This window comes from Vibrio sp. L3-7, from assembly GCF_963898195.1.
GTDB classification, from domain to species: domain Bacteria; phylum Pseudomonadota; class Gammaproteobacteria; order Enterobacterales; family Vibrionaceae; genus Vibrio; species Vibrio echinoideorum.
The window spans coordinates 15,726-29,431 of record NZ_CAWQUW010000010.1 but is presented as its reverse complement, the minus strand read 5'-3'; the positions used below and the strand labels follow the sequence as shown (position 1 = coordinate 29,431).

Genomic DNA, 13,706 nt, shown 5'->3' with positions numbered 1-13,706 from the left:
AGAGAAGAGCAAGCAATTATGATTTTTTATAATACGCTTGCTCTTCCTCGTATAAAGTACAATCACTGTGAGCTTTGAAGAAAGCTTCCTTCCATGACATAGACTTATCTAGTGTAGGTTTAGTTACTAAAGCTTCATTCACCTCTTCAAATGACATAGTTGTACTACTAAGAAGGGCATCACGCTCAGCTTCTACCTCAGCATGCAGACGATCACCTTTCTCATCTCGGTATGCCTGACGCCATTTTTTTAGAAATGCTAACATTTCGGCCTCTTTTGACTCAATACGGTTAAATTACCATCAGATTACGCCTTTATGCAGGCGGTTGCAAATCGAATATTAAGCTTGACTGATTTTCACACAGGTTACGCCCAATTTTTGTGGATAACTGTTTTAATGTGTTATAAAAACATAATGTTAAGTTGGAATTCGACGAAAAAAACGGAAGGCAAGTCAACCATGGCAAAGACCATTCACTATGACATTCAGCAAGTTAAAGTTAGAAGCGATAAAGAAAGCGCTCGCCTGACCAGTCAGTGGGGTCAGGTTCGACAAATCTGTCGTGACAAACCACTCGGAGAGGTCGCTAGAGCAAGATTAGCATTTAACCTTGTCGATTACATCACAAGTGAAGATCTGCCTTTTCGCTTACTCATCACCCGAGCACCACAAGCCATGGCCATCATCGGTGAAGAAACCCGAGTGTATAAAGAACATCGCGTCATTAATGGTAAACAAAGCGGGATGATTTACGCCAAAAGCGAACAAATGTTGCCAAGAGAAATCCGTTATACGAATGATTTTGTGGCAACCCGCTACGTTGATGGGATAAAAACACCACTATCAGGCACTTCTCTCGTTGATTGCCTCAAGGCTGGAGAGGTCATAACACCACTCGATGGCATTCTGTTTTTAGGCTGTAAGCGCATCGCCAGTGACATAGCGCGCCTTAAAAAACTCGAACCAACCATGAACATCGAAATGAAGCGCATCGAAGTATCAGACAGCTTCACAGGCACGACAAGGAAAATGGCAAGTTACGAATGAATATCGAGGGGTCTGTTATTGCCTTATTCGTCGTGTTTCGTGAGTCTCAAAAATAGTTGTCTTGCATTCTGCAGGTAGGCATACACCAACATAATATTGTTATAGGCGGCTTCTCACATCCTTGTACGTCCCTATAGCTGTACTCAATGCGCTCACTTTAACCCACAGCTCGAAAAGCCGCACAAGTCATTGTGCAAAATCCAATGAACCCTTCGCAAGCACCAATATCATTGATATCGCGACATTGCTGAGGCACTCGCAAATACTGCACAACTGACTGATAATTTAAAGATTAACGGTCAATAATTTCAACTCTGGTACTTTGCCGTAAGATCAGAAAAATGTCGGGTAAGCGGTGCCCAAGCTTTTGCAAGTGCATAACCATCTTAGACTTATGATGCTCGTCTTTCGTCATATCATGCCCAAAATGCACGATTTTACAAAGCAGGGCTTGTTCTGTGTGATTAAAGTTTAACGTCAACTTAAGTAACGCCCGCTCTATCTGACGATAATTATAGGGCTTTGTTGACAGGGTTCTCGCTATGACACTCAACCCTAGATGCATAGCCATCATTTTATCAAGCTCACGCTGTATATCAGAACTGTCATCGATGCGGTCCTGATCATAGAAAGGGATTAAGTGGAAATAAAAGTGAGTAGGTTTGACATCGACTATCAAACGCTGGCGAACCGCCAACGACGAGGCGTTAGGATGGCGCTCTAGAATACGCTCAATACGGCGCCTTAACTGGATATCATTGTGTTGACTCATCAAGCCTCAAATTAGGGAGTTACGATAAAACCATCTTGCCACACCCCATCTTGTGCTTGACCATGTTTTTTATGATATGCGTCGGATAAATGACAAGCGCAAATGATAAAAATCTATTGACAATAAAGACATTTACCATAATAAAAATCACTCTTCCTTATACGTGACATGCCAGCTTTCGCAATAAGAGCAGGAGGGGAAAGCAAGGGAGCATAACCACAAAATGACTTGGTGGTCGTAAGATTTAGAGTATTTGATTTAAATGATGTCTGTCGGGTGGACGACACTTGTTACCAAGTGCCGTCTCCCTAAGAACCTAGCGTGCAACTTTCACTGCACTAGGCTCAAGCCTCCACGAAGGCATCGTTTGATACCCAGCAACTTATAAAGCAGTCGAAGCAGGTTCGTTCCAAGAGTTACGAGCTAGCCTTTTAGATTTTCTCTTTACCAAGTATTCTTGGTAAAGAGGGTCAAAGGGTGTCGCTGCACTTCGGATTTTCACATGCCTTTCTATTGGCACTTTGGCTATTTGGAAGAGATTGAACTGGCAATCCATATCCATGACCTTCTGCCAACCGTGAAACTGCCATTGGCCTTTTCGGTTGATGAAGTATTTTAGGGCAATCCAAGTTTTAGACTTTGTTGGATGACGCCTTTTAGCCCAGTGCCATAACGTATGGAATAACTTGTGACCTACATATCCGAATACCTGTTTAGCTACGCAGTGCCGATAATAGTTCGACCATCCCCTGAGTTTAGGATTTATCAGTTTGATAAGATCATTCACTGGAAGGGTTACGTGCTTTTTGATGAGTTCACGCAGATTGCTTAAGAACATCAACGTATTGGATTTACTCGGCTTGATGAGCAGTTTCCCTTTGTACTTCCTATGGTTGAACCCAAGAAAGTCAAAGCCATCGTTGATATGAGTAATGTGCGTTTTCTCTTCGGATAATGTTAAGCCTCTTTCCGCTAAGAAATCAGCAATCAACGGTTTGATATCGTTCTCGAGTACTTCCTTTGAAGCGCAAGTGACGACGAAATCGTCGGCATATCCAATAAAGTTAGCTCTTGCTCCTTTCTTAAGCGCGGTAGACTTAATGCGCTGTTCGAGACCCGATAACGTCATCAACATCAAGGTGGGGGATATAATTCCGCCTTGAGGAGTGCCTTCGTCGGTGTCGTAAAACAGCCCTTTGTCTACAAAGCCTGACTTTAGCCATTGCTCCAACATCCGTTTATCGATGGCGATGTTATCCATAAGCCATTGATGCCCGATTTTGTCGAAGCAAGCTTTAATATCTCCTTCAAGAACCCATTTAGCCGATTTCTTTAAAGCCAAACACTTGAAGCACTGGTCGACAGCGTCAGCCGTGCTACGATTTGTTCTAAAGCCATAACTATTCGGGTCGGCAGTTGTTTCTGATATAGGCTCTAGCGATAATAGGTGTAGCGCTTGTTGTGCTCTGTCTATCATGCATGGGATGCCCAGAGGTCGAAGCTTGCCATTCTTTTTGGGGATATAGATACGCCTGAGTGGTTTCGCTTGGTAAGCTTTCCGACTCAGTTGATTTACTGCTTTCATACGACGCGTGTCTGTATTCCAGACAACGCCGTCTATTCCAGGCGTTTTACTGCCTTTATTTTGAGAAACTCGCTTAACAGCAAGAAGTTTTGCTGAGCGAGAGTGAGTCAGTATCCACTGCAATGCTTTTGCTTTGCCGTGTTTACCGTCTCTAGTTGCCTTTGCGATACGCATTTGAAGCTTTAAGACGTTCGCCTCTGCGGCCTTCCAGTTAATGGATTGCCACAGTGCACTGTCAGAAGATGCACTAATCTCATTCGAAATCGTCATTTGCTTTTCTTCCTTAATAAAGTTCTTCAAACTCTCTCGCAACGAGAGACCAGTTGGAAGTGGGCTCACTTTCGTGATCAGGCACAAACCTGTATCTGCGTCATTACAATGCAGCCTTTGCTTTTTCCAACCTCCTCTACCCGCATCACTATCGGCCACAGGGGCTTTCCCGTAGGGAGAGATACAGGCTTACCGTGTTCCGTATGTCACGCAATGTCAGTTTAGATGCCCGCGATGGTGCGGAGAGTTCAATGATCACGAAAGAGCATGGGGCAATCTCTTTCCGACTCTCGTGCCTTTTGGCTACAGCGTATTAACCACTTCCGCTGTTTCACAACATAACGCACCTTACGCGGATTCACTTCTGTTCATCATGCTGACTACCTAGCACTCACCCGATGTTGTGGTTATCAGGAGGATCGTTCTCTCACGATTTCAATCCCGATTGGAAAATACCAACCTTCGTTACATTGTCAAAGCCGCTACTTTATTCAGGCTCCTAGGTTCATCTGGTGATACAGATGGTTCACTCGTTTAGCGGTGAACAGCGCTTCATACGACTTCACGTCGCACGCCCCTTTATTGGTTAGATCAAATACTCCAACTAGTAAATCAGCACCCTCGTTGATGAATACACAACTGCATACCCATGCAATCTCACACTTCCAATCTCCAACTAAAATTAATAAGGTCACTTCTAATGTCATACAGGAGGAGGTCAATTATGTGGACGAAGAAAGGTCATTTAACAGGGCAGAAAAAGCCATTTAAGATCGAAGATATCTGGCGAATTCGAACTGGCCTAGAAATTGATGGCAACATCAAAGAGCTGGCGTTATTGAATATCGCTATCGATTGTAAATTACGTTCATGTGATCTGTTGAGAATGAAAGTTCGATATATTTCGTCAGGTGGTGTCATTCAGAACAGAGTTCTTTACCAACAAAGTAATACGGAACGTGAGGTTCAATTTGAAATAACTTCGCGTACAGCGCAATCATTAACACAATGGTTGATGCAAAGTGGTTTATCTGCGTCTGATTATATCTTCCCTAGCCCTCGTAAGGAGGGCAAGCCTATGAGCTATAGCTGCTATGACTCTTATCTATATGGAACCCACTCAATGCGAAGAACTAAGGCGACTTTAATCTATGCACGAACAAAAAACATTCGTGCCGTTCAGTTACTGCTTGGACATGCTAAGTTGGACAATACAATTCGTTATCTGGGTGTCGAAATGGAAGATGCACTAACTATATCTGAGGACATCGAGGTCTAACCTAGGTGACTAATCATCCAGCTTGAGTGTCACCATTGCATTGATATGAATTATTTTATTAAAAACAAATGTTTACTTTTATCTTTGATGTTTACTATGCAGTATTTACGATAGCCTCTATGCCGTATTTATTCCTATTGATGTCGTGTTGAGTTATACTAAACCACTGTAAACTGTTAGGAGGTTCAAATGATAGCTGTCGATAGTATTTGCCAAAAGATAAAACGCTCAAGACGCTATGTCTTTGAGCGTAAAGATTTTGATGGTGTGGCAAGTTACGACCAAATTGGACGCGCTCTAAGACAGTTGGTTAACCAAGGTGAATTACTGAAGATCGGTTACGGTTTGTATACCAAAGCAAAACTAAATAGCCTCACGGGTAAACCTATGCCAACCAACCCAGGCGGTAGTGACGCGCTTATGCGTGAAATCCTAAAAATGAAAGGCGTTGATTTCGAGATGGATAGTCTATCTTTGCAAAGCCTCTCAGGTGAAAGCACTCAAATACCATCATCCGTTCATTATTCATGGAATCCTAAGCAGTTTAATCGCAAGCTGGTAGTAGGTAATCGAGTACTGAATTCACCGAGTTAACGATGAAAAAACTAAAACAACAATTCCTTGAGGTTTCCGATGCTTTAGCGCTAGGAAACCCAGCCATTATTGAAAAAGATTACTGGGTTGTTGCTCTGCTTGCTGAGCTAGAAAAACTTACCTTTGAAACTCACCAATTAGTTTTTGCAGGTGGTACGGCATTAGCCAAATCTAATGTCAAAATCCTACGGATGTCAGAAGACGTTGATATTAAACTGATCCCAAGTAAAGAGTTTGATGCGTTGAGTCGTGGTAAAAAGAAAACCGCACGTAAAATGCTTATCGAGCAAATAGAGCAGGCGATTGCTCGATCTCAGCAATTTACAGTTGAAAGCCGACTTGTTCGTGATGAATACCGTTATGTGGAGTATGAACTTAAATATCCACAACAATTCAACCAAGCTCCATGCTTGCGACCAATCATCAAATTAGAGCTGATGGAAACTATTCCGCTTCTAGAAGTAGAAGACCGAGGAATTCAATCGTTAGTTGCAGAGCTTTATAAGCAACCACAAGAGGTCAGCGCATTCGCTTGTGTTTCTGTTTACGCAACATTAGTGGAGAAAGTACTTTCTATGTTACGTCGTACTATGTTGGTTAAGCGTGACACCGAACGTAAAGATGATGTCACGTTGGTCCGTCATATCTACGACGTTCATTGCATTGATACAGCGCAGACGCTAGATATTGAGTCACTAACCTCATTATTTCTCACAGTATTGAAAGAAGATATCGACCGCTTCGGTAACCAGCATGCTGAGTTTGTCGCTGCCCCTATTAAGGAGCTACGCCTTGGCTTACAAGAGCTAGAAGACAACCCGATTTTCCGCCAACGCTTTCAAGACTTTGTTACGCCAATGGTGTTTAACACCGAACCCCATGATTTTGATACCTGCTTTGCCTCATTTAAACGCATCGCTGAATCATTGATTAAAACAATTAGAGTAGATAATGAATAAACAACAACTTGCCGCCAAAATTTGGGAATCGGCAAACCAAATGCGTTCTAAAATTGAAGCGAACGACTACAAAGATTACATCTTGGGTTTTATCTTTTATAAGTTCTTGTCAGATAAGCAAGTTCAGTTTCTGATCAATAACGAATTTGATGAACAATCAATCAAAGAACTCAACGAGCAAGACGAAGACACCCTGAATTATGTACGAAATGAGATTGGCTACTTCATCGCCTACGACAATCTGTTTTCTACTTGGGTAGAAGACGGACATGATTTCGACATTGCCTACGTCCGTGATGCATTATCAGCGTTTGGTCGCTTGATTAACCCTGCCCATAAAGATCTGTTTGAGGGCATCTTTAACACGCTAGAGACTGGCCTTAGTAAGTTAGGGGAAAGTGCCGCATCACAAACTAAAGCGGCGAGAAGCTTGATCCACTTGATCAACGACATCCCAATGAAAGGCAAGCAAGACTATGATGTACTCGGCTTTATCTACGAATACTTAATCAGCCAATTTGCTGCTAACGCGGGGAAAAAAGCCGGCGAATTTTATACGCCTCACGAAGTCTCGGTACTGATGTCAGAGATCATGGCTGACCACCTTAAGGACCGAGAAAAAATTCAAATTTACGATCCAACCAGTGGCTCAGGCTCGTTGCTGATCAACATCGGTCAATCGGTAGAAAATCGTCTAGGTGGTGAGAATAACATTCGTTATTTTGCCCAAGAGCTCAAGAAAAACACCTACAACTTAACCCGTATGAACCTATTTATGCGTGGGATTTTGCCTAACGACATCATCACCCGCAATGCAGATACGCTAGAAGATGACTGGCCAATTGATACCAATAAAACCCACGAGCCACTACGGGTCGATGCCGTCGTTTCAAACCCGCCTTATTCACAAAAGTGGGACCCGGAGTTTAAAGATAAAGATCCGCGTTATTCGCCATTTGGCCTTGCGCCAAAAACCAAAGCGGATTACGCCTTCTTGCTGCATGACCTATACCACCTAAAACCCGATGGCATCATGACCATTGTCTTGCCTCATGGTGTGCTTTTCCGTGGGGGGGATGAAGGTAAAATTCGTGAAAACCTAATAGAAAAGAACCACATTGACGCCATTATCGGTCTGCCTGCCAATGTTTTCTTTGGTACGGGTATTCCCACTATTGTTTTGGTGCTCAAGCAAACCCGAAACAACGACGACGTACTCATCATTGATGCCTCAAAAGGCTTCGTTAAAGAAGGCAAAAACAACAAGCTACGTGCCTGCGACATCAAGCGCATTGTAGATACCGTGGTTAGCCGCCAATCTCAGCCTAAATTTTCTGCACTGGTCAACCGACAAACGATCCGAGAGAACGGTTACAACCTGAACATTCCACGTTATGTCGACTCATCTGATGCGGCTGAAAGCTGGGATATCTACGCATCCATGTTCGGGGGTATCCCCAACAGCGAACTTGCGGCGTTAAGCCCCTATTGGCAGGCAATGCCAAGCCTTAAAGCGAGCTTGTTTACTGCAACCTCTAGCGAATACTCCGCACTGAGCGTGGAAGATGTGAAAACCGCCATCACCGCCCATGAGGACATCCAACGGTTTAACGGCCAATATAAACAGGCGTTTGGTGATTTTGAAGCCTACCTAAAGCAAAGTTTGATCACCGAGTTGTTACAGGTAAAACGTTCACAACAGCGCGGTATTATCAGTGATGAGATCTTCCGCCGTTTGCAAGGCATTACCTTGATTGACAAATACGACGCCTATCAAGTGCTGGATGACAAATGGCAGCAGCTTGGGGCAGATTTAGAGATGATCCAAACCGAAGGCATGGACACCTGTAAAAAGGTGGAGCCTAAGATGGTTACCAAAAAACAAAAAGGCAAAGAGGTACAAGTACAAGAAGGCTGGCTTGGTCGTATCTTTCCTTTTGAGTTAGTTGAGAAAACCTACTTTAAGAAAGAGTTAAAACACATTCAAACCATCAGCGAACGTCTGCAAACCATTAATACAGAGATAGAAGAACTCTTTAATGGCTTGAGTGAAGACGATAAAGAGTCTGCTTGCGTCAATGAAGATAAAACGGCCTTTGTAAATGCCGAGCTAAACAAAGAAGTGAAGCAAATCAAAGCCGATAAAAAACGAGGCGAAACGTTTGACGCAGAGAGCTTTGAGAACAAGCTGTTAGCAGTAGTGAAGCTGCAAAACGAAGAAAAGACCCTGAAAAAGAGCCTTAAAGCCGCAGACGAAGCCCTGCTAGAAGCAACTAAGCAAAAGATTACTGAGTTAACCCAACCAGAAATCGATCACCTGTTATTGCTGAAATGGGTGCAACCCATCGTACATTCACTAGCACAGTTGCCACAACAGCTCATCCAACGCTTAACTAATAAACTGCAAGCATTAGCAGACAAATACGCCCAAACCTATGGCGACATCGTCCAAGAAACCCAGCAAGTGGAGCAAGAGCTGGCGGCGATGATGGGTGAGTTACAAGGTAATGAGTTTGATATGCAGGGCATAAAAGTGTTACAGCGCTTTTTGCAATGCCCCCAAGAGCAAGATGAATCCTTGGAAGGTGGCCAGCATGAGTAAAGGAAAAGTGGCCTTACCTGCTGTGCGATTCGAAGGGTTTAGTGGTGAGTGGAGCTATAAAAAAATTGGTAATGTTTTTTCTGAGACTTCTCGCCCTGTTGAGCTGTGTGATGAAAAAGAATATCAATTAGTAACGGTCAAGCGTCGGTGTGAAGGTGTTGTCCCAAGATCTAAGCTCAAAGGAAAGCAAATATTAGTAAAAAACTATTTCACTATTAAGTCAGGAGACTTCTTAATATCTAAACGACAGGTGGTGCACGGCGCTACAGGTGTTGTTCCGAGCATTCTTGATAACGCAGTCGTCTCGAATGAATACTTAGTTGCAAAAGACAATGACGAAGTAACAGCTGATTTTTTGGGGTTGATTTCAAAAAGACCTGAAATAAGGAAGCTGTTTTTTGTTAGCTCTTATGGCGTAGATATTGAAAAGCTTGTGTTTGATGTTAATGACTGGAAAAGCAGAAGCATATATCTACCCAGCCCAATTGAACAAACCAAAATCGGCAGTTTCTTCCAAGATGTCGACAAGCAGCTCAAGCTACACCAAGATAAGCTTACAAAGCTGCAACAGCTGAAAAAAGCCATGTTGGGTAAGATGTTCCCTAAAGCAGGGGAGACGGTGCCTGAACTACGTTTTGCTGGATTTAGTGGGGATTGGGACAATAAAAAGTTAGCTGATATTACGGATAGCTATTCTGGAGGTACTCCAACAGTTGGCGTGGGGGAATATTATGGTGGCGAAATTCCATTCATTCGGTCTGGAGAAATTGGCAGTAAAAATACAGGGCTATTTATTACAGCGAAAGGTCTAAACAATTCTTCTGCGAAAATGGTAGAAAAAGGTTGTATTTTATATGCACTGTATGGCGCAACAAGTGGAGAGGTTGCTATCTCGAAGATAGATGGAGCAATTAACCAAGCCATACTAGCTATAAAACCCAGTAGCAGCTATAAATCTTGGTTTATAGCATTGTGGTTAGAATGGAGAAAGCAAGAAATTATCAGCACATATCTACAAGGTGGTCAAGGAAACTTATCTGGTTCAATTGTGAAAAATTTAGGTTTTGATTTTCCTTGTTTTGACGAACAAACCAAAATCGCTGAGTATTTCCAAAACCTTGACCGTTTGATCAACCTACAACAGCAGCAGATAGAGAAGCTGAAAAACCTGAAACAGGCGTATCTGGCAAAGATGTTTGTGTGATGCTTTTCATCCATTAAGTTTAATCGCTTGAATCTCAGTGCGCTCACATCAAATCTGGTGTAAGCGCACAAACAGACCAGCATAAAATATATATTTAGCCCCTCGCGTCAACCGCTGCAAATAGACGGCGGATTGCGAGCCAACGTCAGCAAGGACAGGTTGTGACCTACACCAAAGAAGCTTTATTCGAACAGGATGTAATTACCGAACTTTGTAAAAAAGGCTGGGAAGATACTGTTCTAAAAAACCTCACTGAAGCGGATTTACTGCAAAACTGGGCAGATATTCTCTTTCAAAATAACAATAGCATTGATCGCCTCAATAACGCACCGCTAACCGGCAGCGAGATGCAGCAGATTGTTGAACAGATAACCTCGCTTAAAACGCCTTTAAAACTCAATGGCTTTATTAACGGTAAAACCGTATCCATAAAGCGAGATAACCCCGACGATGCGCTGCATTATGGTAAAGAGATCAGCCTGCATATCTACGACCGCCAAGAGATCGCGGCGGGTAAGAGCCGGTATCAAATTGTTCAGCAGCCAAGATTTAACCGCAAAAGTGCCGTGCAGCATGACCGCAGAGGCGATCTGCTATTGCTGATTAACGGCATGCCTGTCATCCATCTGGAGCTAAAACGTTCCGGTGTACCCGTGATCGAAGCGTGCAACCAAATAGAGAAATACACTCATGAAGGCCACTTTAGCGCAGGCATTATTGCACTGGTGCAAGTATTTGTGGCGATGACCCCAGACCACAGCCTCTATTTTGCCAATCCCGGCAAAGATGGCCGCTTTAATCACGATTACTACTTCCAATGGGCAGATTTTTCTAACGAGCCGGTGAACCATTGGCATAAAGTGATTACTGATCTGCTTTCTATCCCTATGGCACACCAGTTAATAGGTTTTTACACTGTGGCCGACAATGCTGATGGCGTATTAAAGGTGATGCGCAGCTATCAGTACTATGCCACTAACGCCATTTCCAGCAAGATAAGTGGCCTTGACTGGTCGGTGAAAAACAAAGGTGGTTATATCTGGCACACCACAGGCTCTGGTAAAACCATGACCAGCTTTAAATCCGCGCAGCTTATCGCTAACTCAGGGGATGCCGATAAAGTCGTATTTCTGATGGATCGTATTGAGCTGGGCACTCAGTCGTTGGAAGAGTATCGCAGTTTTGCCGATGCCACTGATGAAGTTCAGGGCACGGAAAATACCCATGTATTAATCACCAAGCTAAAAAGCACCAAGCCTAGCGATTGCCTCATTGTTACCTCTATCCAAAAAATGAGTAACATTCAGGATGAAGGTCAGTTAAAAACCGCCGATATTGAGAAAATTAACCAAAAGCGTATTGCCTTTATTGTTGACGAAGCGCACCGCTCTACCTTTGGCGATATGCTAACTGACATTAAAAAAACATTCCCTAATGCGGTATTTTTTGGCTTTACTGGCACCCCGATTCAGGAAGAAAACCAAAAGAAAGACAGCACGACCAGTACGATTTTTGGCGATGAACTACACCGTTATAGCATTGGCGATGGCATTCGTGACGGCAACGTGCTGGGATTTGATCCCTATAAGGTGATGACCTACAAAGATAGCGATTTACGGAGCGCTGTTGCCCTCGAAAAGGCCAAAGTGAATACACATGCGGAAGTGTTTGGCGATCCAGTAAAAGAAAAAGCTTACGATAAGTACATGGACAGTGCACGAGTGCCCATGGCTACGTCCGAGATTAACGGCAAAACCGTGCGTGGCATTGAGACATTGCTGCCAGCCAGTCAATATGACCGCATCGAGCATAAGCAAAAAGTGATGGATGACATACTGGGCAACTGGACACGATTCAGCCGCGCCAACAAGTTTCATGGTATTTTTGCCACCCATAACATTCCCGAAGCGCTGGAATATTATCGCCTATTTAAGCAACAAGCCCCTCATTTGAAGGTTACAGCTCTGTTTGACCCGAATATTGACAATAAAGGCGGCGCGATAGCAAAAGAGGCCGGCTTAACCGCGATTATTGAAGATTACAATAACACCTACAACACCACTTATACCCTGCCAACCCATGCGCAGTTTAAAAAGGATATCGCGGCACGACTCGCCCATAAAAAGCCTTACCAACACGCAGAGCAGCAACCAGATCAACAATTGCACCTGTTGATTGTCGTTGACCAAATGCTGACGGGGTACGATTCAAAATGGGTAAATACCCTCTATCTGGATAAGACGCTGGAATACGCCAATATCATTCAGGCGTTTTCACGCACTAACCGTCTGTTCGGTTTGGATAAACCTTTCGGGAATATCCGTTATTACCGTAAACCACATACCATGGAGCAGAACATCAATAAAGCGCTCAAGCTTTACTCTGGGGATCGTCCTTTTGGTGTCTTCGTCGATAAGCTGGAAGATAATCTTAATCACCTCAACGAGGTGTTCGCAGACATTGAAGTGCTGTTTAACAATGAGCAAATTACGTACTTTGGGCAGCTGCCGAAAGACGAGGCTGTTCAAGCTAAGTTTGCGAGCTTATTCAATGAGTTCAATAAGTATTTAGAAGCGGCCAAAGTGCAAGGATTCGACTGGCAGGAAAGCAGCTATCAGTTTGAGGATACGGGCAGTGCGGTAGATGTGGCCTTTACCGAATCGCAGCATCAAACCCTATTGCAGCGCTATAAAGAGCTATCATCTGGTGGTGACGGTGGGGGTAATGAGCCCGCCGTACCTTACGCCATTTTGGGTTATTTGACAGAGCAAAACACGGGGCGAATTGATCATAACTATATGAATGCGCAGTTTTCTAAGTTTCTAAAACAGCTTAGTCAACCCAATGTTACGCCTGAGCAGATGCAACAAACGCGAGATGAGCTACACAAATCTTTTGCGAGTTTAAGTCAAGATGAGCAAAAGCAAGCCCATAAACTGCTTATTGATGTACAAGCAGGTAACTTGATTATCGAATCCGGTAAAACGTTGCAGGACTACATTACTAGGGCGCAAGTAGAAGAAGAAAATGAAGCTTTGCTAATTATTGTCGATGCGTTGGGGCTAGATGAGCAACTGCTAAAATCATTGAAAACTGGTCAAGTTACAGCGGCAAACCTCAATAATTTTGGGCGCTTTGACACGCTGAAAGCCAGTGTCGATAAAGCCAAGGCAAAGGCTTACTTGGAAGCAAAGTTAGATAAAACGTTACCACCACCTAAGGTGAACATCGAACTGGATAAGCTTCTAAGAGAGTTTGTTTTACAAAAAGAAGATTAAAGTACAATCCCATATAATTTTTATGCAAAAAAACAGCCTATAAAATCACAGCATTTGTTGGTGGAAAAATAAAGCCCGAGTTAACATATTTACTCGGGTTTTTACTCTAACTGAT

General features: G+C 43.3%; 10 protein-coding genes. 7 read left to right on the top strand and 3 right to left on the bottom strand.

Annotation, left to right across the window (positions count from 1 at the left end; genetic code table 11):
* Window positions 1-16: 16 nt before the first annotated feature.
* Window positions 17-265, bottom strand: a complete 249-nt coding sequence (locus AACW75_RS09095; RefSeq protein ID WP_019825406.1) for a hypothetical protein — start codon at window positions 263-265, stop codon at window positions 17-19.
* Window positions 266-460: 195 nt separating this feature from the next.
* On the opposite strand from AACW75_RS09095, the gene AACW75_RS09090 reads away from it, so the two are divergent.
* The gene (locus AACW75_RS09090) at window positions 461-1,048 is read left to right on the top strand and encodes a hypothetical protein (RefSeq protein ID WP_237297725.1); all 588 of its coding nucleotides are present in this window, start codon (window positions 461-463) and stop codon (window positions 1,046-1,048) included.
* Window positions 1,049-1,340: 292 nt separating this feature from the next.
* Here AACW75_RS09090 and AACW75_RS09085 read toward each other — a convergent pair whose 3' ends face one another.
* On the bottom strand, window positions 1,341-1,820 hold the full coding sequence (locus AACW75_RS09085; RefSeq protein WP_237297724.1) for a hypothetical protein: 480 nt from the start codon (window positions 1,818-1,820) through the stop codon (window positions 1,341-1,343).
* Window positions 1,821-2,202: 382 nt separating this feature from the next.
* Window positions 2,203-3,675 (bottom strand): group II intron reverse transcriptase/maturase, encoded by a 1,473-nt coding sequence (gene ltrA / locus AACW75_RS09080; RefSeq protein ID WP_237297782.1) that lies wholly within the window; start codon window positions 3,673-3,675, stop codon window positions 2,203-2,205.
* 724 nt (window positions 3,676-4,399) lie between these two features.
* Between ltrA and AACW75_RS09075 the strand changes: the two genes are divergently transcribed.
* From AACW75_RS09075 to AACW75_RS09050, 6 genes are all read left to right on the top strand, one after another.
* Window positions 4,400-4,954 carry a tyrosine-type recombinase/integrase gene (locus AACW75_RS09075; protein ID WP_102300504.1) on the top strand — a complete coding sequence of 185 codons (555 nt, stop codon included), beginning with the start codon at window positions 4,400-4,402 and terminating at the stop codon, window positions 4,952-4,954.
* A gap of 189 nt (window positions 4,955-5,143) precedes the next feature.
* Window positions 5,144-5,548 carry a DUF6088 family protein gene (locus tag AACW75_RS09070; protein WP_102300503.1) on the top strand — a complete coding sequence of 135 codons (405 nt, stop codon included), beginning with the start codon at window positions 5,144-5,146 and terminating at the stop codon, window positions 5,546-5,548.
* 2 nt (window positions 5,549-5,550) lie between these two features.
* A complete protein-coding gene (locus tag AACW75_RS09065; RefSeq protein WP_237297723.1) occupies window positions 5,551-6,507 on the top strand; it encodes a nucleotidyl transferase AbiEii/AbiGii toxin family protein in 957 nt (318 codons plus the stop codon).
* Entirely contained in the window at window positions 6,500-9,109 is a 2,610-nt protein-coding gene (locus AACW75_RS09060; protein WP_237297722.1) for a type I restriction-modification system subunit M, read from the top strand. Before AACW75_RS09065 ends, AACW75_RS09060 begins: the two co-directional genes overlap by 8 nt.
* The gene (locus tag AACW75_RS09055; protein WP_237297721.1) at window positions 9,102-10,313 is read left to right on the top strand and encodes a restriction endonuclease subunit S; all 1,212 of its coding nucleotides are present in this window, start codon (window positions 9,102-9,104) and stop codon (window positions 10,311-10,313) included. Before AACW75_RS09060 ends, AACW75_RS09055 begins: the two co-directional genes overlap by 8 nt.
* Before the next feature lie 161 nt (window positions 10,314-10,474).
* Complete coding sequence (locus AACW75_RS09050) at window positions 10,475-13,591, top strand: type I restriction endonuclease subunit R, EcoR124 family (protein WP_237297720.1); 3,117 nt, start codon at window positions 10,475-10,477, stop codon at window positions 13,589-13,591.
* Window positions 13,592-13,706: the final 115 nt, after the last annotated feature.

Bases quoted from the DNA above. Each gene is read 5' to 3' on its own strand.
- AACW75_RS09095 (WP_019825406.1), bottom strand. From the start codon at position 265: ATGTTAGCATTTCTAAAAAAATGGCGTCAGGCATACCGAGATGAGAAA.
- AACW75_RS09090 (WP_237297725.1), top strand. From the start codon at position 461: ATGGCAAAGACCATTCACTATGACATTCAGCAAGTTAAAGTTAGAAGC.
- AACW75_RS09085 (WP_237297724.1), bottom strand. From the start codon at position 1,820: ATGAGTCAACACAATGATATCCAGTTAAGGCGCCGTATTGAGCGTATT.
- ltrA (WP_237297782.1), bottom strand. From the start codon at position 3,675: ATGACGATTTCGAATGAGATTAGTGCATCTTCTGACAGTGCACTGTGG.
- AACW75_RS09075 (WP_102300504.1), top strand. From the start codon at position 4,400: ATGTGGACGAAGAAAGGTCATTTAACAGGGCAGAAAAAGCCATTTAAG.
- AACW75_RS09070 (WP_102300503.1), top strand. From the start codon at position 5,144: ATGATAGCTGTCGATAGTATTTGCCAAAAGATAAAACGCTCAAGACGC.
- AACW75_RS09065 (WP_237297723.1), top strand. From the start codon at position 5,551: ATGAAAAAACTAAAACAACAATTCCTTGAGGTTTCCGATGCTTTAGCG.
- AACW75_RS09060 (WP_237297722.1), top strand. From the start codon at position 6,500: ATGAATAAACAACAACTTGCCGCCAAAATTTGGGAATCGGCAAACCAA.
- AACW75_RS09055 (WP_237297721.1), top strand. From the start codon at position 9,102: ATGAGTAAAGGAAAAGTGGCCTTACCTGCTGTGCGATTCGAAGGGTTT.